Source organism: Rhodococcus sp. CH91, from assembly GCF_022554085.1.
Taxonomy (GTDB): domain Bacteria; phylum Actinomycetota; class Actinomycetes; order Mycobacteriales; family Mycobacteriaceae; genus Rhodococcus.
This window is the reverse complement of the sequence record NZ_JAKFYR010000007.1, coordinates 178,237-197,974: the sequence shown is the minus strand read 5'-3', so window position 1 is coordinate 197,974 and position 19,738 is coordinate 178,237. Positions and strand designations below refer to the sequence as shown.

The following is a 19,738-nucleotide window of genomic DNA, read 5'->3' as shown; positions in this document are numbered from 1 at the left end:
CCGGCTCCGCCGTCACCGCATCACGAGATCGCGGCGACGTAACGCGAAAACCCCTGCTGCCGCGACGGCCGCCGCGAGAGCCGACAACACGGCGAGGGGCAGGACCCGCACCGGCGCCGCCGGCAATGCGGGTACGTGGATGAACGGCGACAGGTCGAGCACCGCCTGCGGAAGATCGAGTACTGCGCCGAGCTGACCGACGAGCAACCACACGGTGAAGATCCCCCAGGCGGCGGCAGCACCGTGACGCGGGAGCGCCCCGGCGCACAACACGGCAGTCGCCGCGACCACCGCGACCGCGGGTACGTACACCAATGCTGCCGGGATCAGATCCCTCAGCGGTGCAGCGATATTGCCTGTCGTCGCGCCGTAGGTCACCGCCAGCACGACTCCGACGAGAAGCTGCAGCATCAGCACACCGATCACGACGACGGCGAGATGAGCGAGTACCCACCGCACCCGCCCCAGGCCGGTGGTCAGCGCCAATTCGGCACGACCGGAGATCTCCTCGCTGTGCACGCGCAGGACCGATTGCATCGCATAGCCACTCGTGAGTAACGCCATCGTCAGGAAGATCATGGCGAAGTACGCGTCGGTGAGCGCGTCCGCTCCTCCCCCGAGTTGTTTCATGAGGTCGGCCACGCCCCCGCTCTCGTCGAGGAAGTCGTTCATCTCGTCGGCCACGCTGCCGTAGGTGGCGGCCAGAATCGCGAGCCCCACCGCCCACCACAGAAGGGTGGTCCGCTGCAGTCGCCAGGCGAGACCGAACGCGGTCGGCAACCGATCCGCGGCGCGAGCCGGTCCCGGACGCGGCTGAACCATCCCGGCGCCGAAATCCCGCCGGTCCGTGACGATATAGGCGGCCACGATCGTCACCACCGCGAAGACGGCGAACAATTGCAGAATCGGCCATTCGTCCGCGTCGAACGGCCGCATCTGCTGGGCCCATCCGATCGGCGACAACCACGACAACCACATGCTCGTGACGCTGATGCCGGACGGATCCACCGTGCCGGCACTGTCACCGATCGCGCGCAGCAGAAATGCGGCGCCGAGCGCGGCACCGGCCAGCCCGTTCGCCGCGCGTGCCCCCTCGGCGATCTGGGCGGTCACCGCAGCGACGGCAGCGAATGCGAGACCGGCGGCGCCGGTGGCCACCCCGAGTGCTGCGGACCCGGCGGCAGGCAGGCCGAAAGTCAGGGACACCACGGTCAACAGCACGGCCAGCACAAGATTCGCACCGGTGGTGACGGCCAGGGCCGCCGTGAGCATGGCTCGGCGACCGACGACATCGGCACCCACCAGTTCCGCGCGTCCGGTCTCCTCGTTCTGCCGGGTGTGTCGCACCACGGCCAGCATGCTCATCAGTCCGGCGCCCAGCGCCAGGAACAACACCGTCTGGGCGGCGACGATCGCACCCGGATTGTCCCCCGAGACCAGGCCGTTGGTGGCCAGAACCACCGGAGAGGCCGCAGAGCTCACCGCGAGCATGCGCAGATCCTGTTGCGTCGGATACAGCCCTTCGAGGCTCGACACCGAGACGGCGTAGACGACCGTGATCGCTGCCAGCCAGATCGGGAGTTGCACACGGTCGCGGCGAAGCGCGAGGCCGATGAGGTGCCCGGTCCCGACGAAGGCGTCACTCATGGCATCCCGCTTCCTCACCGAGGCGCGGACGAGGAACCAGGTGAGCGGCTGTGTTCACCCGGCAGGTCGTCACCGTAATGCCGCAGGAACAGTTCTTCGAGGGTGGGCGGAGTGCTGGTGAGCGACGTCGGCCCGAAGTCGAGCAGTGCACGCAGAACCGGTTCGAGATGCTCGGTATCGACTTCGAAACGCACTCGGTGTCCGCGCATCTCGAGGTCGTGCACACCCGCGAGCGCCTCGAGGCCGTGCGCCGGACGAAGAGTCTCCGCGGTCACCGACGTGCGGGTCAGATGACGTAGTTCGCTGAGCGTGCCCGACTCGACGGTGCGGCCGCGACGGATGATGGTGACCCTGTCACACAGCGCCTCCACCTCGGCGAGGATGTGACTCGACAACAGAACCGAGCACCCGCGCGCGACCACCTCACTCACATATCCCCGGAAGACCTCCTCTTTGAGGGGATCGAGACCGGAGGTCGGTTCGTCGAACAGGAACAGTTCCACATCCGATGCCAGTGCTGCGATGATCGCGACCTTCTGCCGGTTGCCTCGCGAGTAGGTCCGCACCTTCTTCGTGGGGTCCAGTTCGAATCGGTCGAGCAGTTCGGCCCGGCGCCTCTCGTCGATACCGCCGCGAAGTCCTGCCAGGAGGTCGATCGCTTCTCCCCCGGTCAGATTGGGCCAGAGGTTGACGTCGCCCGGCACGTAGGCGAGGCGCCGGTGCAGCGGGACCGCGTCCCGCCACGGATCGCCGCCGAGCACCCTCACCTGTCCCGAGTCGGCGCGGAGCAGACCGAGAAGGATGCGGATCGTCGTCGACTTGCCGGACCCGTTGGGACCCAGGAAACCGTGTACTTCACCGGCGCGGACCTCGAGACGGAGACCGTCGAGCGCACGGGTGGTGCCGAATGTCTTGACGAGCTGATTCACCGCCACCGCCGTGGACACGGTGCCGAGGGTACCCCCATCTCGCGGGGCGAGCGGGGTGTTCTCCACTTCCGTCGACCGCCCACGAGCGTCGATCGGCGGCGTTAGAGTGGACTTCGCCGTCATGCGCTTCCCGATGGGAAGGACTCTGCTGTGGAAATCGGATTTCTGGGACTCGGCACGATGGGCACGCCGATGGCTCGCAACATGGCACGGGTCGGAAACACCGTCCTCGTGTGGAACCGGAGCCCGGGCAAGGCCGGCAGTGTCGTCGAGTACGGTGCCCGGGAAGTCGTCTCGCCGACGGAGGCGCTGCATGTGCCCGTCTCGTGCAGTGCGCTGGCCGACGACCATGCGTTCGCCGGCACGGTCCTGTCGTCCGATGCGCTGGCCGCGATGCAACCGGGTTCCGTCCACGTGAACCTCGCCACGGTGAGCCCCGAGATGGCGACCCACGCCGCGGAGGCACTGGCAGGGATCGGGGTGCGCTACGTCGCCTCGCCGGTCTTCGGCCGCGCGGAAGTGGCCGAGGCGGGCAATCTCACGGTCCTCGCTGCGGGTGATCCCGATGCAGTAGACGAAGTGGCTCCACTGCTCGAGGTCATCGGCCGCCGGACGTGGCGGATCGGCGAGGATCCCAGGCAGGCCAACATCATGAAGGTCCTCGGCAACTATCTGATCGCCAACGCGCTGCAGGCGATCGCCGAGGCGACGACGATCGCCGAGAAGGTGGGGGGATCGCCGGAGTTGTTGATGGACATCATGAACGACAGCCTGTTCCCCGGTGTGGTCTACGAGGGGTACGGGCGGATGATCTCCCGCCGCACGTACGAGCCGACCGGATTCGGTTTGGCGCTGGGATTGAAGGATGTGCGTCTCGCGCGAGCCCAGGCGCGCGGGGCCGACGTCACATTGCCCTTCGGCAGCGTGCTCGAAGACGTCTTCGTCGATGCTCTCGCGCACGGGCAGGGTCGCCAGGACTGGTCCGCGATCACCGAGGCGACCCGGCGCAGGGCAGGTCTCGCGGAGAACGGCAGCACCTGACGATCACCGCCCGGTCGAGGATATGAGGGACCGGATTCGCCTCGACCGGATCTCGAGAGGCCACCGCACCTATCGGCGCGAGGCGACGGGAGGTGGGATCCGGTGACTGCTGCGAAGACCGGCGAGGGCGCGCGAGACCCACTCGTCGATCCTCTCGAGTCGCTCGACCGTCTGCTGCGGGACCTGCGATCGTCCCGTACCGGCCTGTCCACACGTGAGGCGCAACGCCGGATGGGCATATTCGGCGGCAACGAGCTGGTGCGCCGCCCGAGCGAAGGCTGGTTTCGTGCCCTGGGCCGGCAACTCGTGCATCCCCTCGCCCTGCTGCTGTGGGTTGCGGCCGCCCTTGCCGCGGTCTCGTCCTCGATCCCCCTGTCCATTGCGATCGTGGTCGTCATCGCCCTGAACGCCGCATTCGCATTCGTGCAGGAACGCCACGCCGATCGCGCGGTCGAAGCCCTCGCCGCCTACCTGCCCCAACGTGCACGAGTCCTGCGCGACGACACCGAAGCGGAGATCGATGCACGGGAACTGGTACCGGGCGACGTCATCATGGTCTCCGAAGGTGATCGGGTCTCCGCCGACGCACGACTGCTCGACGGCCTGGCGGAGATCGACGCTTCGACGCTGACCGGTGAGTCGACGCCCGTGCGCGTGAGCGCCGACAGCGCCGACAGTCAGGTGCCCCTGGTCCATGCGCGTGACGTGGTGTTCAGCGGCACCAGCTGTGTCACCGGGGACGCGACGGCCGTGGTGTTCGCCACCGGTATGCACACCGAACTCGGCCGGATCGCCGCGCTGTCCCAACGTGGCGGGCATCAGGAGAGCCCACTCGAGAAGCAGGTCAAGCGTGTCGCCCGGCTGATCGCCTTCGTGGCCCTCGGGATGGGTGTCGCCTTCATTCCGCTCGGCACGCTGGCCGGATTGTCCCTCTCCGATTCGGTGACCTTCGCAATCGGATTGATCGTGGCCAACGTCCCGGAGGGGCTGCTTCCCACGATCACCCTCGCGCTCGCCGTCGGGGTGCGTCTGCTGGCCCGGCGCGGTGCGCTGGTCAAACGGATCTCGGCCGTCGAGACACTCGGCTCGACGAGCGTCATCTGTACCGACAAGACGGGCACCTTGACGGTGAACCGGATGACGGTCGCCGGGATGTGGACGAGCGACGGCGTCACCGACCTCGACGTCCCACGCACGCCTCCCACACCGAGCCCGGTATCCGAACGGCTGTTGCGGGCGGCGGTGTGGTGCAGCAATGCCGAGCTCGCGGCGTCCGCGGGCGCGGCAGGATCCGAGGAGGACGAGGGCAGCACCGGCATCGGCGATCCCACCGAACTTGCGCTGCTGCGAGCCGCCGCGCGACTCGGCATCGACCCTCACCGCAGCAAGGACGACAGGCTGGCGCAGTTCGGTTTCGATCCGACCCTGCGACGAATGTCGACGGTGGACCGCGTCGGCACGACGACCGTCGTACACACCAAAGGTGCCCCCGAAGAGCTACTGGCCCGCTGCACTCACATCGCCGAGGCATCCGTCGCGAGACCGTTGACGGACGCGGATCGCGCGACGATCGAGCGAGTCGTCGACGACTGGGCACGCCGAGGCCGGCGTCTGCTGGCACTGGCCGAACGCGCCCTCCCGCCGGACGAGATGTCCGAGAACCTCGTCCGCGAGCAAGCGGAACAGGGCTCGACGCTGCTCGGTGTCGCCGCCATGATCGATCCGCCCCGCCCCGAAGTCGCCGACGCCGTGGATCGATGCCATACGGCAGGAATCCGACTGATCGTCGTCACCGGTGACCATGCGCTCACCGCCCGGGGCATCGCCGAGAGCGTGCACATCGGCCGGGGTGGCCTGCGCGTGATCGGAGGACCGGAAGCGGACGCGATGTCCGATCGCGAACTCGACGCGGCGCTCGCGGGGAGCGACGAGATCGTCTTCGCTCGCAGCTCGCCGGAGACGAAACTGCGTATCACCGATGCTCTTCAGAAGTCGGGGCACATCGTCGCCATGACCGGCGACGGCGCCAACGACGCACCGGCCCTGCGTCAGGCCGACATCGGTGTGGCGATGGGCCGGTCGGGCACGGATGTGGCGCGGGAAGCTGCCGTCATGGTCCTCGTCGACGACGATTTCGCCACGATCGTCGGCGCCATCGAAGCGGGTCGACGCGTCTACGACAACGTCCGCAAGTTCATCGTCTACATCTTCGCGCACGCCACACCCGAAGTCGTACCGTTTCTCGCCTATGCGCTCACCAGCGGCGGGATCCCCCTGCCCCTGACCATCATGCAGATCCTCGCCGTGGACCTCGGCACGGAGACACTTCCGGCACTCGCGCTCGGCCGGGAGAACCCCGAGCCCGACCTGATGGATCGTCCGCCGCGGCCGCGAACACAATCGGTGATCACCGGACCCATGCTCGCCCGGTCCTGGGGCCTGCTCGGCGGGGTCTCCGCTCTCCTGGTGATGGGGCTGTTCCTGCTCACCCTCCTCGACGGTGGATGGACCTTCGGAGCGGACACCGGCACCGGAGCCCTCCATCACACCTGGGAACAGGCAACGACGATGACCTTCCTCGGCATCGTGGCCTGCCAGATCGGCACCGCGATGGCCGCCCGGACCAGCCGCAGTTCACTCGCGCAAATCGGATTCACGACGAACCGGATGCTGATCTGGGGCATCGTCTTCGAGATCGTGTTCGCTGCGGCTGTGGTGACCATTCCACCGCTGCAGTCCGTCTTCGGCACCGCGGTCCCGCCTGCATGGTTGCTCGCACTGCTGCTTCCCCTGCCGGTCATCGTGTGGGGATGCGACGAGGCCTTCCGCTGGTGGACGCGGACTCGACGAACGGACTCGGCGCATCGCGGAGACGGTGAATTTTGACTGGCAACCGCAGTTATTGAACACTGTTCAAGTGATCGACACCGAAGTACTCGTCGTCGGAGCCGGCCTCGCCGGGCTCGGCGCCGCCCTCCACCTCGCCGCCAGAGGACGCACAGTGCACGTCCTCGAACGCAGTGCCGGCCCGGGCGGCACCTGGCGCGAGAACACCTATCCCGGATGCGAATGCGACATCCACCCCGCCCTGTACAGCTACTCCTTCACGCGGCTGCCCGGCTGGAGCAGCGGACGCGCCGGACAACACGACATCCTGGACCACACACGGCATCTCGCCGACCAGGTCCGACGGACCGCCCGGCTCGATTATCGCGCCGAGGTCATCGACTGCCGATGGGACGAAGACGAGGCCCGCTGGCACATCCGTACCCACACCGCCACAGTGCGCGCCCGATTCCTCGTCCTGGCCACAGGCGCACTCGACACTCCCCGCATTCCCCGCATCCCCGGCACCTTCACCGGCCCCGTGCTGCACACCGCCCGCTGGAACCACGATCTCGACCTGACGGAGGCACGTGTCGGTGTCGTGGGCACCGGCGCCAGCGCCGCTCAGGTGATCCCGGCCCTCACCGATCTCGGTAGCCGGGTCACGGTGTTCCAGCGCACCCCCGCCTGGGTCCTCCCGCGGCCCCGCACCCGGCTCCCACTGCCCCACCGTGCGCGACGAGCCGTCGAATACTGGCGCAACGAAACCCTCGTGCCCGCGCTGACCGGCTCGAAGCGACACCGCGCAGCCCTCGAGGCTCGTGCCCTGCGCCACCTTCACGGACAGGTCCCCGACCCCGGCCTACGACAGGCCCTGACCCCGTCCTATCGGATCGGCTGCAAGCGCATCGTCTTCTCCGACACCTTCTATCCCGCACTGAACCACCCTGCCACCAGCCTGGTGACCTCCCCCGTCACCGAACTCACCGGCGACTCCGTCCACACCGCCGACGGACGCCGGCACGAGATCGACGTCCTCGTCCACGCCACCGGATTCCGGGTCTCCGCAGCCCTGATGCGGATGCCGATCCACGGCCGGAACGGGACGACGCTGCAGGAGATCTGGGCGCGCGACGGAGCCACAGCACATCTGGGCATCACCGTCGCCGGGTTACCCAACGCCTTCCTCCTCGGTGGACCGAACACCGGAGTCGGTCACACATCCCTGCTGTTCATGCTCGAATGCCAATTTCGCTACATCGCAGCCGCACTCGACGCCACCGACCGTGCCGGCGTCGACGCACTGGTCGTACGCGCAGAAGCGCACGACCGATCCACCGCACGCGTCCACCGCGACTCGGCTGCGACCACGTGGACCCGGGGCGGCTGCCACAGCTGGTATCTCGACCGCGAAGGACTCAACCGCTCCATCTGGCCCGGACCCACATGGCGCTACCGCCTGAACACGAGAACATTCGATTCCCGGAACTACACACCCCTTCGAGCGTCACTCCGCACGGGGTGACGGTCGTAGCGGGCTCCGCCGAAGCAGGATCGCGAAGCTGTACGCGTTTCCTCCCGTGTTCGTGGTCGCCCAGGTACGAGGCTCTGTGTGTTTCGGTTTCGTCATATCGATCTCGCCGCCCGTGCGCACGCGTGATCGTCGTACAGGGGCGGATATCGCAGCCCGGCAGCCAGGGCCCGGCCGGTCATCGGAGAAGGAGAACGACATGCCCGACGACAACGAGACATTGCGGGTGGAACTGGAGGAGGTCGGCGCCCGGCACTGGTGGGCCGCACTGTTCGCGACCCTGTCCTCCCAATCGGGTAACGCCTATATGCGATTCGTCGGGGTCGTCGGCGAGGAACCGCGCTATCGGGGTCCGACATTTCCCGTACCGCGCGGATGGGGATACGAATCTCCGCGTGAGGAGTGGGTTCCGGGACTGCACGAAAGTCTCGCCGAGTTGCAGCAACGGATCGAGGACGACGGGTGGACGCAGGTCGGGCACGGAACCGAACTCTGGGATCTGACCTACCGTCGTCCACTGCGGATGCGATGACGGCACACCACTATCCGTGGTGTCCGACTGCTGGGGGCGTCTGCTGCTATCGGCGCCGATCACCCATCGGCGTCGCGGGCCCTGTCGACGAGGATGCGCTGTTCGGCACGGGCGACGGTCCGTCTCGTCTGCACCGCGGCGTCGGGTGTGACGGACACCGAGGTGATCCCGCGCCGCACGAGATGCTCGGCGAAGTCGGTACTCGTCGAGACTGCCTGACCGCACAACGAGGTCGTCAACCCGGCCGCTGATGCTCGTTCGATGATCCGATCGATCGCGTCGAGGACGGCCGGGTCCATGGCGTCGAAGAGGTCCTTGCAGACCTCCGAGTCCCGATCCACGCCGAGCATCAGTTGCGTGAGGTCGTTGCTGCCGATGGAGACCCCGTGGATGCCGAGCTTCGCGTACTCCGGCAGCCAGTAGACGACGGACGGCACCTCGGCCATGATCCACCGCAGCATGCGCGGGTCGGACCCGAGTGGGTGCCGGTCGAGCTGCGCGAGGCATTCCCGCAGTTCCCAGCGGGTACGCACGAACGGGATCATCAGGTGCACGTTCGGATGCGCGTTCCGAACGCGGTGCAGCACATCGAGGTCCAGCGAGAACAGATCGGGGTCTCGCACGTAGCGGAAACATCCGCGATAACCGATCATCGGATTCTGCTCCTCGGGCTCGACCTCGCCTCCTTCGAGATCGGCGAATTCGTTGCTGCGCAGGTCGATCGCCCGGTACACGACCGGACGCGGCGCGAACGCAGCCGCGATCGTCGCGACGCCTTCCGCCATCTTCTCGACGTACTCCTCGCGGCGGCCTTGCGCGATCATATGTGAGGGGTGCTCACCCGCGAGAGCCTCGGTGATCATGAATTCGGCCCTCAGAAGGCCGACGCCGTCGACATCCGTCGCGGCGACCGACTCCGCGGCGTCCGGGGTCGCAAGATTGACGTAGACCGCGGTCGCCGTGACTGTTGTGGGGCCATCCGAGCGCACCGGCGCGGAGACGGTCGTGGCTGGGCGGACCGCGGCGGAGACGTCGCCGTCGAACACCACCCCGGCGTCACCGTCCACAGTGATCACCTGCCCGTCGCGCAGGTCGGTGGTGGCGGCGCGTGTCCCGACCACGACGGGTTTGCCGAGTTCCCGTCCGACGATCGCGGCGTGGCAGGTGATGCCACCGCCGTCGGTGACGATGCCACCCGCGCGTCGCAGGATCGGCAACCAGTCCGGACGCGTCATGGGTGCAACGATGATCTCCCCGGCGCCCAGGCGCTTACCGTCGGAGAGTTCGTGCAGAACCCGGACACGACCGGTCGCCGTCCCGGGGCCGGCTCCGAGGCCGGTCAGCAGCGGTCGTGCATCGCCGTTCCCCGACGACACGGCGGACGTGGGCGGGTCGAGTGTCGTGATCGGGCGGGTCTGCACGATCCACAACTCGTCCTCCGCGAACGCGAACTCGAGGTCCTGAGGGTGTCCGTAGTGTTTCTCGATTCGCGCGGCCATGCGCGCGACGCGCCCGAGTCGCTCGTCGTCGAGCACCCGGATGCGCCGGGCGGGATCGACGGAGACACGGCTGTCCCCGCTGTCGGTGGACTCGATCCGGAACTCCTGACGGCCGAGGTGCACGTCGAGCACCTCGAAGGTGTCCTTGGCGACCACATAGGTGTCGGGCTCGACCTGCCCACCGACGACGACCTCGCCGAGACCGAGCGCCGCTTCGACCACGATGCGGTCGACATCACCGGTGCGGGGATCGGCGGTGAACGCCACCCCGGACGACTCGGATTTCACCATCACCTGGACGACCACGGCGATGGACGGTTCGTCGGTCACCCCACGCAGTCCGCGATAGGTTCGTGCCCGTTCCGACCACAGCGACGCCCAGCAGGCCTGCACCGCACGGATCACGGCGTCGGCACCGACGATGTTCGTGTACGACTCGTGGATCCCGGCGAACGAGGTGTCCGAGGCGTCCTCGGCCGGCGCCGACGAACGTACCGCCACCGGCACGTCCGGACCGAGCCGCTCGTAGGCGGACACGATCACCGTGCGCATCGCGTCGGGGACGGTCGCGTCGGTGACCAGGGCCGCGAGTGCGGCGGACGTGCTGATCAATGTGGCGTCGTCGATGTCGGGATCGGGCACCGCCGCGGCCGCCAGCTCGGCGCGGACCCCCGCGGCGTCCATCGCGTCGAGATAGGCGTCGGTGGTGACAGCGAATGCGGCAGGCACCGGGAAGCCTGCGCGAGTGAGTTCTCCCAGGTTCGCGGATTTCCCTCCGATCGTGGGCGCGTCGGCGGCGCCCACCTCCTCGATCGGTCGGACCCAGAGATTGTGCTCGGCCATCGATGACTCCCCACGGCTCGCCGCCCCCAGTGGACCGTGACGGTCCGGCCCGGATACCCGATCTTCTCGTCGTCGCCTCGCCGAGCTGGATACCGTAGGGCGAAGGCAGCCATCCCGGAACAGGACCGTCATGATCGATTCTCCGCGACCACCCGGCCCCCGGGAGCGGAAACGGCTGATCCTGATCGCCGTGGCACGCCCGACGGTCACCGCGCTCGTCCTGTTCGGCGTCTACTTCGTCGTTCCCCTCGAACACGTTCGCGATCTCTCCGGCGCTCTGGTTCTCGCCGCGGGTGGGCTCGCCGTCCTGGCGGTCGGCTGGTGGCAGATCCGCAGGATTCTCGCCGCGCAGTATCCGGCGGTCCAGGCGATCGAAGCGCTCACCGCGACCGTATCGGTCTATCTGCTGGTGTTCGCCACCGTCTATCTCCGGATGTCCGTGGCGGATCCGGACTGTTTCACCGAACCGCTGTCGCGCCTCGACGCTCTCTACTTCTGCCTGACCGTGTTCTCGACCGTGGGATTCGGGGACATCGCGGCCGTGAGCGAACCCGCACGCGCCGTCGTCTCGGCACAGATGGTCTTCAATCTGATCCTCCTCGCGCTCGGGATCCGGTTGCTCACAGCCGCTGTGCAGTGGCGGCGCCGCAATCCCCGGACCGACGACGGAGGACGGTGAGCGAGACGGCGGTGCCGCTCGCTTCGTGACTCGGTGGGGCTTCGGCTTCCTCGTTTCGCTGTGGCCGGAGCACTTCGGGGCGCAGTATCGATGCGTCCCGATGTATGCCCGAGCGGGATGTCCACCTTGCCGAAGACCCGGATGGGCTCCGGGTCCGCCGCGGAAAGTAGGGCCCGATGCCGAATCCGACCCCGTTCTACGAGAAGGTGCAGTCACACTACGACCTGTCCGACGAATTCTTCGAACTGTTCCTCGACCCCACGCGGACGTACAGCTGCGCGTACTTCGAACGCGACGACATGAGCCTCGAGGAGGCACAACGCGCGAAGATCGACCTCGCTCTCCGCAAGTGCGACCTGCGGCCCGGGATGCGACTTCTCGACATCGGTTGCGGGTGGGGCTCGACGATGATGCGGGCGGCCGAACACTACGACGTCGACGTCATCGGTCTGACACTGAGCCGCAATCAGTACGAGCACGTGTCGGGACTGCTTTCACGGATGTCGTCCGGCGGGCGCAGTGCCGAGGTGCGGCTGCAGGGCTGGGAGGACTTCGACGAGCCCGTGGACCGGATCGTGAGCATCGGAGCGTTCGAGCATTTCCGCCGGCAGCGCTACGACATGTTCTTCGAACGGGTGTCGCGCATTCTTCCCGAGGACGGGCGGATGCTGCTGCACACCATCGTCGGGCACTCCCGCCCCCAGCTCGAAGCGATGAAGGTGGCGGTCACCCGCGACGACGCGCTCTTCCTCCGGTTCATCATGAGGGAGATCTTCCCGGGAGGTCAGCTTCCCGAACGGGACCAGATCATCTTCGGCGGCCAGCGTCACGGCTTCTGGGTGCAGAACATCGAATCCTTGCAGCCGCATTACGCCCGTACCCTCGACCTGTGGGCGAAGGCCCTCGAAGAACAACACGACGATGCGGTGCAGCTGGCCTCCGAGGAGGTCTACCAGCGGTACCTCCGCTATCTCACCGGTTGCGCTGCGAACTTCCGGCGGCGCCTCATCGACGTCCAGCAGTTCACCCTCGTGAAGCAGTCACTTCCGACGTGACGCGCGAAGACGGCCCTTCCACAGTCACCTCACCGGGCGCACCGGAAGGACTCCGGCGTGGCGGCACGCCAGTCCGCCGCCCAGGTGGCAGGCGGATCGGCCAGGAGTTCACCCCGACCGAGCCATTCGTAGAGTTCACTGTACGAACGAACAGTACTGGGAGCCACCCTCTTCCGCAGCATGTCCGTCGTCAGTCCGCTCGGCTCGTGTGCTCCCATGGACGCCATGATCTGAACCGCCTGCCGCACCGTGCTCGCGTGATATCTCTGCACACGTAACGATTTGTCCGCCACATCGAGAGCTCGCGCCCGCGCGGGATCCTGTGTCGCCACCCCCACGGGGCACATGTTCGTATGGCAACGCTGCGCCTGGATGCACCCGATCGCCATCATCATCGCCCGCGCCGAATTGGTGTAGTCCGCTCCCTGGATCAGTCGCTTCACGATGTCGTTGCCCGTCGCGACCTTACCGCTCGCACCGACCGCGATCCGATCTCGCAAGCCGGTGGCAACGAGTGCGTTGTGGACGGTCGTCAGACCGTCGGTGAGAGGCAGACCCACGTTGTCCTCGTATTCGAGAGGAGCTGCGGCAGTGCCCCCCTCCGCACCGTCGACGATGATGAAATCGGGCGTCGTACCCTCCAGGAGCATCGCCTTGCAGAGTGCGAGCAGTTCGATACGGGAGCCGACGCAGAGCTTGAAACCCACCGGTTTTCCTCCGGCCAGTTCCCTGAGCCGGGCGACGAAACGAACGAGCTCGCAGGGAGTGGTGAAGGCCGTGTGCGCGGCAGGGCTGACGCACTTCTCGTGAGCGGGAACGCCTCTGTAACGCGCGATCTCGTCGCTGACCTTGGCCGCCGGAAGAACACCTCCGACTCCGGGCTTCGCGCCCTGGCTGAGTTTGAGCGAGACGGCCTTCACGTGATCGTGCGCGGATCTGTCCGCGAACTGCGAGGGATCGAAGTGTCCGTCGCGCGTGCGGGCGCCGAAATACCCCGAGCCGATTTCCCAGACGAGGTCCCCGCCGCCTTCGAGATGGTAGGGCGTCAGTCCGCCCTCTCCGGTGTCGTGAGCGAATCGACCGGCTGCTGCTCCACGATTCAACGCCCTGATCGCATTGCTCGACAGTGCGCCGAAACTCATCGAGGACACGTTCAGGAGCGACATCGAGTACGGCCGAGCACAGTCGGGTCCGCCCACCGTCACCCGAGGTGGTTCCTCGGGTTCCGGCACCGGCGCCGTCGAATGAACCAGATACTCGTAACCGACCTCGTAGACGTCGCGCTCGGTTCCGAACGACAGTTCGCCGTGGATACCCTTGGCGCGTTCGTAGACCACGGTGCGCACGTCCCTGTCGAACGGGCGCCCGTCGAAGTTCCGTTCGACGAAATACTGCTGGAACTCCGGCCGCACACTCTCGAGCAGGTAGCGCACATGTCCGAGCACCGGATAATTGCGCAGCACGGAATGCCGCCGTTGTACGAGATCATGGAGGGCGACCACCAGCACGACCGCCAGAAGGAGCGCCGGGATCCACCATTCCCATGCGCCGACGGTGGCGGCAACAACGGCTGCCACCACAACGAGACCGAGAAGTCCTACGAGGAAGAAACGCACCAGGGGTCACCGTCTCCCGGCTCCCGTCACACGGTCGCGCACCGAGCAGCACGGGCTGCCGCTTCGCGCGACCACCGCTCAGTGCGAGCGACCGCGCTGCTGCCGCAACTTGGTGATCATGTCCTTGGCCTTGCGCTGGTTCTCCGGCTTGGCGGCTTCGCGGCGGACGACCTGGATCGCCTTGACCGCCGCAGCGCTCTTGAGGACCTTGCCGAGCATTCCCATGGGTTGTCCTTCCGCGGACGAGTTCGCACCTGCAATTCCAACCATACGGGGTGAGGGAACCGAGGATCGTCCGGCGATCGGGTCACCACACGAACAGCGACGCCCCGTCCGTGAGATCGAGGACCGGTTGCGGCAGGATACCGAGCACCACGGTGATCACAGCCGCGAACGCGACGACCGCACCTGTGGCCACGGCCGAGGTCACGACTCTCGGAGCACCCGACGGCGGTTCGGTGAAGAACATCAGCACGATGACGCGGACGTAGAAATAGGCTGCGACCGCGCTGGCGAGCACACCGACGATCACGAGCGGCGCCGCACCCCCCGAGATCGCCGCGCCGAAGACGGCGAACTTCGCGATGAACCCGCTCGTCAGCGGGATCCCTGCCAGGGACAGCAGAAACAACGCAAAGGCGGTTCCCAGCACCGGTGAGCGTCGCCCGAGACCGGCCCACCGTGTCAGCTCCCACGCCTCCCCGTCGTGATCGCGGACCAGGGTCACGACGGCGAAAACCCCGACCGTGCCGATGCCGTAGACGAGCAGGTAGAACAGGGTGGACGAGACACCGGACGCAGTACCCGCGACGACACCGGTCAGCACGAACCCGGTGTGACTGATCGCCGAGTACGCGAGCATCCGCTTGATGTCGTTCTGCGTCACCGCCAGTACCGCGCCGACGAGCATCGTCGCGATCGCCACGGCCCACAGGATCGGGCGCCACTGGTCGGCGGCACCGGGCACGGCGACATAGAGCACGCGCAGCAGTGCCCCGAAAGCGGCGATCTTCGTCGCCGCCGCCATGAACGCCGTCACCGGGGTCGGGGCCCCCTGGTACACGTCCGGTGTCCACGAATGGAAGGGCACCGCACCGATCTTGAACAGCAGCCCCACCGCCAGCAGCCCCACCCCGATCAGTGCCGTGGTCTCGTTCCCCGCGCCGGCATCGATCGCGTCGGCGATGCCGCGGAGACGAACCGTACCGGCGTAGCCGTACAACATGGCCACCCCGTACAGGAAGAAGGCCGACGAGAACGCCCCCAGCAGGAAGTACTTCAGAGCCGCTTCCTGGGAGAGCAACCGGCGCCGGCGTGCGAGTCCGCACAGGAGATACAGCGGCAACGACAGTACTTCGAGGGCGACGAACATGGTCAGCAGGTCGTTCGAGGCGGGGAACACGAGCATCCCGCCCACGGCGAACAGCACGAGCGGAAAGACCTCCGTTCGCGTAACGCCCGCCGCGGCCGCGTGCCGTTCGGCGGCGGTCCCGGGGATCGCCGACGCCTGAGGCACGAACGCGTCGAGCTGTGCGCCGACCGCTGCGCGGGAATCCGCTTCCACACGAGCAGGTTCCGTCGTGCGTTCGGCGACCAGAGCGACCGACAGCAACGCCACGATCAGGATCGCCCCCTGCACGAAGAGCGCCGGCCCGTCGATCACGACCGCACCCGACAGGGTCGTCGCGCGTGTCCCGGCGAGCGTCAGGACCACGACGAAAGCCGCGACGATCGCAACCGTCGACAGAACGACGTGTGTGGAATAGCGCGCGGAGGCCGGCACGAACGCTTCGACGAGTACGCCGGCGACGGCGGCGGCGAACACGATCAGGATCGGCGCGACGAGACCGTAGTCGATCGCCGGAGCAGGAATGGATGCGGCAAGAACGGCGATGCCGTCGGACGGGTTCATTCGTCACCTTCCTCCGGGGCGGGTGGGAGAACGCCGTCCTCGGCGACGGGACGGTCCGGGGGTATCACCGGCTCGGGCTGCGAGATGTCGATCGAGACGAGCGTGTCGTCGACCGCCGGAGTGATGATGTCGAGTGCCGGTTTCGGATATATCCCCAGCACGAGCAGCAAGGCGATCAGCGGCGCGACGACGACGATCTCCCTCGGCACCAGGTCGGCCACGCGGTCCTCTCCCTCGCCGGCGTCGCCCCGGGCCGGACCGGCCGGGAGGCGCACGGGACCGCCCATCATGCGTTGGTAGAGCCACAGGACGTACAGCGCCGAGAGGACGAGCGCGAGTGTCGCGATCACCGCGGCGACCTGATAGCGGGGATAGGTACCGACGAGGACGAGGAACTCACTGACGAAGGGGGCGAGTCCGGGCAGGGAGAGGGTCGCCAGCCCGGCGACGAGGAAGGTCCCGGCGAGGACCGGGGCGATCTTCTGTACGCCGCCGTATGCCGCGATCGTGCGGCTGCCGCGGCGGGAGACCAGGAATCCCGCGATGAGGAACAGTGCGGCCGTGGAGATTCCGTGATTGACCATGTACAGCGTCGAACCCGACTGCCCCTGGCTTGTCAATGCGAAGATGCCGAGGACGATGAATCCGAAGTGCGAGATCGAGGTGTAGGCGATCAACCGCATCACGTCGGTCTGGCCGATCGCCAGCATCGCACCGTAGATGATCCCGATTACGGCGAGGGTGACCACCACCGGCGCGAAGGCCACCGAGGCCTCGGGGAAGAGCTGCAGACAGTAGCGCAGCATCCCGAAGGTGCCGACCTTGTCCACCACGGCCATCATGAGCACCGCGGCGACCGGCGTGGTCCGCACGGCCGCGTCCGGAAGCCAGCCGTGGAGCGGCCACAGGGGTGCCTTGACGGCGAACGCGAACAGGAAGCCCGCGCACAACGCACCGAGCACGAAGGGGGTCGCATCGAGCTCTCCGGACGTCGCGGCGGCGGTGACGACGCGGATGTCGAAGGTGCCCACTCCCGCGGTCTCCCCCAGCCCGGACCGTGCGGTGACCACGTACAGGCCGATGAGGGCAGCCAGCATCACCAGGCCACCGGCCAGGTTGTACAGCAGGAACTTCACCGCGGCGCGCGCTCGATCCGCACGAGCGGTGCCCGGCGAGCCGAAACCACCGATGAGGAAGTACATGGGAACGAGCATCGCCTCGAAGAACACGTAGAACAGCAGGGTGTCCAGCGCGGTGAACGAGACGAGGACCATCGACTCGACGAGCAGGATCAGTGCCGCATAGGTGTGCACGGAGCGGGGACGGGTGCGACCGATCTCCTCGTCGGCGGCTCGATGGTCGTGCCAGCCGGCCAGCAGGAGCAGCGGAACGAGCGCGGCGGTCAGCAGCACCAGCACCAGAGCGATACCGTCGATCCCCAGGCGGTAGCCGGCGCCGAAGGACGGGATCCACTCGTACGATTCGACGAACTGGAAGCGCTCCCCCGTCGGGTCGAATCCGGCAGCGACGATCACCCCCACGAGCAGTACCGCGATCGACACGCCCACGGCGATCGGCCGGACGGCGGCGCCCCGGCGTGCGGGCAGAGCCGCTACGGCGGCCGCTCCGAGGAGCGGAAGGACCCACAGGATCGTCAGCCAGGGAACGGTCACCGATACACCCCCATCACATCGTCGCCAGCACGAGCGCGCCAACCACGACGGTCGCGCCGGCGAACATGTACAGCGCGTACGAACGGACGAAACCGGTCTGCGTCCGCCGGAGCCCGCGCGAGAATGCACCGATCCCGGCGGCCATGCCGGTGACCGCGCCGTCGATCTCGGCGGATTCCACCCCGACCAGCGTGCGCACCATCCCCTGTCCGGGACGCATGAACAGGGCTTCGTTCGCGTCGTCTCCGTAGAGGTCGCGGCGCGCGGCGGTCGTCAGCGCCGACACCGCCGCGGGGGCGGTCTCGGGGACCGGCTCGCGCGCGTACCCGCGCCAGGCCACCGCGACTCCGGCGAGTACGACCGCCAAGGTGAGCGCGGTGACGAGCCAGACCGGCAGACCGCCTTCGTGGTGGTCGTAGCCGACGACGGGTTCGAGCCAGTGCTGCAGGGCTCCACCGAGCACGAGCAGGCCACCGGCGCCTACGGATCCGAAGGCCAGCGCGATCATCGGCCAGGTCATCACCGTCGGCGACTCGTGCGGCTCGGCGTCGGGTGCCCACCGCCGGTCGCCGAAGAAGGTCAGGATCATCACGCGGGTCATGTAGAAGGCTGTCAGTCCCGCGCCCAGCAGGGTCACGACACCCAGCACGATGCCGTCGAACCCTCCCACTCCGAAGGCGACTTCGATGATCTTGTCCTTGGAGAAGAAGCCGGAGAACGGCGGAATCCCGATGATCGCGAGATAACCCAGGCCGAAGGTGACGAAGGTGATCGGCATGACCGTGCGCAATCCCCCGAACCGGCGCATGTCGGTCTCGTCGTTCATCGCATGCATCACCGAACCCGCACCGAGGAACAGTCCCGCCTTGAAGAACCCGTGGGTGAGCAGGTGGAGAATCGCGAAGGCATACCCCGCGGGACCGAGTCCGGCGGCGAGCACCATGTACCCGATCTGACTCATCGTCGAGGCGGCGAGCGCCTTCTTGATGTCGTCCTTGGCACAGCCGATGATCGCGCCGAACAACAGGGTCGACGCGCCGACGATCACCACGGCCAGTCGCGCCGCCGGCGCCGCGTCGAAGATCGCGTTCGCGCGGGTGACGAGGTAGACACCGGCGGTGACCATGGTCGCGGCGTGGATGAGAGCCGAGACCGGGGTGGGTCCTTCCATGGCGTCGCCGAGCCACGACTGCAGCGGGAGCTGCGCGGATTTCGCGCACGCCGCCAGGAGCAGGCACAGGCCGATCGCCGTCACGACGCCTTCCCCCGCCTCGGGGACCGCGGCGAACACCGTGTCGTAGTCGAGGCTGCCGAAGGTCGTGAACACGATCATGAGGGCGACGAGAAGCCCCATGTCTCCGACGCGGTTGACGACGAACGCCTTGTTCGCTGCGGTCGCCGCGGTCGGCTTGTACTGCCAGAAGCCGATGAGCAGGTAGGAGGCGAGACCGACCCCTTCCCATCCGAGATAGAGGACGAGGAAGTTGTCGGCGAGGACGAGCACCAGCATCGCCGCGAGGAACAGGTTGAGATAGGCGAAGAACTTCCGGCGCTCGGGGTCGTGCGCCATGTAACCCACCGAGTAGAGGTGGATCAGTGAGCCCACGCCGGTGATCAGCAGCACGAAACAGATCGACAACGCGTCGAGCCGGAGGCCGAAATCGACCTGCAGTTCCTCGACCGGCACCCAGGTGAACAGGGTCTGCTGCGCACGGCGCTCGCTCGCCTCGAGCCCGAGCATGCCGGCGAACATCGCGACGCCGAGCACGAACGAGGCGAATGCGGTGGTGCATCCGAGCAGGTGCCCCCAGCCGTCGCTGCGGCGCCCGAGGAGCAGGAGCACCACTGCGCCCGCGAGGGGCAGCGCGGGTATCGACCACAATGCCGAGGCCAGGAACGAACTCATGCTGTGTGTCCTCTCGGCTCGTCGTTGGCTCTCACACGCACCGTCCTCG

General features: G+C 67.4%; 14 protein-coding genes. 6 read left to right on the top strand and 8 right to left on the bottom strand.

The window, feature by feature from the left end; translation table 11 throughout:
• Nucleotides 1-12: 12 nt before the first annotated feature.
• Nucleotides 13-1,647, bottom strand: a complete 1,635-nt coding sequence (locus MOM01_RS15375) for an ABC transporter permease (protein WP_241386286.1) — start codon at nucleotides 1,645-1,647, stop codon at nucleotides 13-15.
• A 14-nt stretch (nucleotides 1,648-1,661) separates the two neighbouring features.
• Nucleotides 1,662-2,594, bottom strand: a complete 933-nt coding sequence (locus MOM01_RS15370) for an ABC transporter ATP-binding protein (protein WP_241386285.1) — start codon at nucleotides 2,592-2,594, stop codon at nucleotides 1,662-1,664.
• Between the two features lie 132 nt (nucleotides 2,595-2,726).
• Between MOM01_RS15370 and MOM01_RS15365 the strand changes: the two genes are divergently transcribed.
• The 4 genes from MOM01_RS15365 to MOM01_RS15350 all read left to right on the top strand — a co-directional run bounded on the left by MOM01_RS15365 (nucleotide 2,727) and on the right by MOM01_RS15350 (nucleotide 8,506).
• The gene (locus tag MOM01_RS15365; RefSeq protein WP_241386284.1) at nucleotides 2,727-3,617 is read left to right on the top strand and encodes an NAD(P)-dependent oxidoreductase; all 891 of its coding nucleotides are present in this window, start codon (nucleotides 2,727-2,729) and stop codon (nucleotides 3,615-3,617) included.
• 102 nt (nucleotides 3,618-3,719) lie between these two features.
• A complete protein-coding gene (locus MOM01_RS15360; RefSeq protein WP_241386283.1) occupies nucleotides 3,720-6,503 on the top strand; it encodes a cation-translocating P-type ATPase in 2,784 nt (927 codons plus the stop codon).
• Between the two features lie 31 nt (nucleotides 6,504-6,534).
• Entirely contained in the window at nucleotides 6,535-7,968 is a 1,434-nt protein-coding gene (locus MOM01_RS15355; protein WP_241386282.1) for a flavin-containing monooxygenase, read from the top strand.
• Between the two features lie 205 nt (nucleotides 7,969-8,173).
• A complete protein-coding gene (locus tag MOM01_RS15350) occupies nucleotides 8,174-8,506 on the top strand; it encodes a hypothetical protein (RefSeq protein ID WP_241386281.1) in 333 nt (110 codons plus the stop codon).
• A gap of 59 nt (nucleotides 8,507-8,565) precedes the next feature.
• Here the strand turns inward: MOM01_RS15350 and ppsA are convergent, their stop codons facing one another.
• Complete coding sequence (ppsA, locus tag MOM01_RS15345) at nucleotides 8,566-10,848, bottom strand: phosphoenolpyruvate synthase (protein ID WP_241386280.1); 2,283 nt, start codon at nucleotides 10,846-10,848, stop codon at nucleotides 8,566-8,568.
• A 130-nt stretch (nucleotides 10,849-10,978) separates the two neighbouring features.
• Between ppsA and MOM01_RS15340 the strand changes: the two genes are divergently transcribed.
• Together MOM01_RS15340 and MOM01_RS15335 are read left to right on the top strand one after the other, a co-directional pair.
• Nucleotides 10,979-11,527: a potassium channel family protein gene (locus MOM01_RS15340; RefSeq protein WP_241386279.1), complete on the top strand. Its 549-nt coding sequence runs from the start codon at nucleotides 10,979-10,981 to the stop codon at nucleotides 11,525-11,527.
• A gap of 176 nt (nucleotides 11,528-11,703) precedes the next feature.
• Nucleotides 11,704-12,582 (top strand): cyclopropane mycolic acid synthase family methyltransferase, encoded by an 879-nt coding sequence (locus MOM01_RS15335; RefSeq protein ID WP_241386278.1) that lies wholly within the window; start codon nucleotides 11,704-11,706, stop codon nucleotides 12,580-12,582.
• 29 nt (nucleotides 12,583-12,611) lie between these two features.
• Here the strand turns inward: MOM01_RS15335 and MOM01_RS15330 are convergent, their stop codons facing one another.
• The 5 genes from MOM01_RS15330 to nuoL form a co-directional block, all read right to left on the bottom strand.
• Entirely contained in the window at nucleotides 12,612-14,201 is a 1,590-nt protein-coding gene (locus MOM01_RS15330) for an FMN-binding glutamate synthase family protein (protein WP_241386368.1), read from the bottom strand.
• Between the two features lie 75 nt (nucleotides 14,202-14,276).
• Complete coding sequence (locus MOM01_RS15325; protein ID WP_241386277.1) at nucleotides 14,277-14,423, bottom strand: hypothetical protein; 147 nt, start codon at nucleotides 14,421-14,423, stop codon at nucleotides 14,277-14,279.
• A gap of 82 nt (nucleotides 14,424-14,505) precedes the next feature.
• Complete coding sequence (gene nuoN, locus MOM01_RS15320) at nucleotides 14,506-16,110, bottom strand: NADH-quinone oxidoreductase subunit NuoN (protein WP_241386276.1); 1,605 nt, start codon at nucleotides 16,108-16,110, stop codon at nucleotides 14,506-14,508.
• Complete coding sequence (locus MOM01_RS15315; RefSeq protein ID WP_241386275.1) at nucleotides 16,107-17,783, bottom strand: NADH-quinone oxidoreductase subunit M; 1,677 nt, start codon at nucleotides 17,781-17,783, stop codon at nucleotides 16,107-16,109. The genes nuoN and MOM01_RS15315 overlap by 4 nt, the downstream gene beginning before the upstream one ends.
• A gap of 13 nt (nucleotides 17,784-17,796) precedes the next feature.
• The gene (nuoL, locus tag MOM01_RS15310; RefSeq protein ID WP_241386274.1) at nucleotides 17,797-19,689 is read right to left on the bottom strand and encodes an NADH-quinone oxidoreductase subunit L; all 1,893 of its coding nucleotides are present in this window, start codon (nucleotides 19,687-19,689) and stop codon (nucleotides 17,797-17,799) included.
• Between the last annotated feature and the right edge of the window lie 49 nt (nucleotides 19,690-19,738).

What these genes read in the sequence shown, in the direction of transcription:
- MOM01_RS15375 (WP_241386286.1), bottom strand. Translation starts at nt 1,647, where the DNA reads ATGAGTGACGCCTTCGTCGGGACCGGGCACCTCATCGGCCTCGCGCTT.
- MOM01_RS15350 (WP_241386281.1), top strand. Translation starts at nt 8,174, where the DNA reads ATGCCCGACGACAACGAGACATTGCGGGTGGAACTGGAGGAGGTCGGC.
- ppsA (WP_241386280.1), bottom strand. Translation starts at nt 10,848, where the DNA reads ATGGCCGAGCACAATCTCTGGGTCCGACCGATCGAGGAGGTGGGCGCC.
- MOM01_RS15340 (WP_241386279.1), top strand. Translation starts at nt 10,979, where the DNA reads ATGATCGATTCTCCGCGACCACCCGGCCCCCGGGAGCGGAAACGGCTG.
- MOM01_RS15335 (WP_241386278.1), top strand. Translation starts at nt 11,704, where the DNA reads ATGCCGAATCCGACCCCGTTCTACGAGAAGGTGCAGTCACACTACGAC.
- MOM01_RS15325 (WP_241386277.1), bottom strand. Translation starts at nt 14,423, where the DNA reads ATGGGAATGCTCGGCAAGGTCCTCAAGAGCGCTGCGGCGGTCAAGGCG.
- nuoN (WP_241386276.1), bottom strand. Translation starts at nt 16,110, where the DNA reads ATGAACCCGTCCGACGGCATCGCCGTTCTTGCCGCATCCATTCCTGCT.
- nuoL (WP_241386274.1), bottom strand. Translation starts at nt 19,689, where the DNA reads ATGAGTTCGTTCCTGGCCTCGGCATTGTGGTCGATACCCGCGCTGCCC.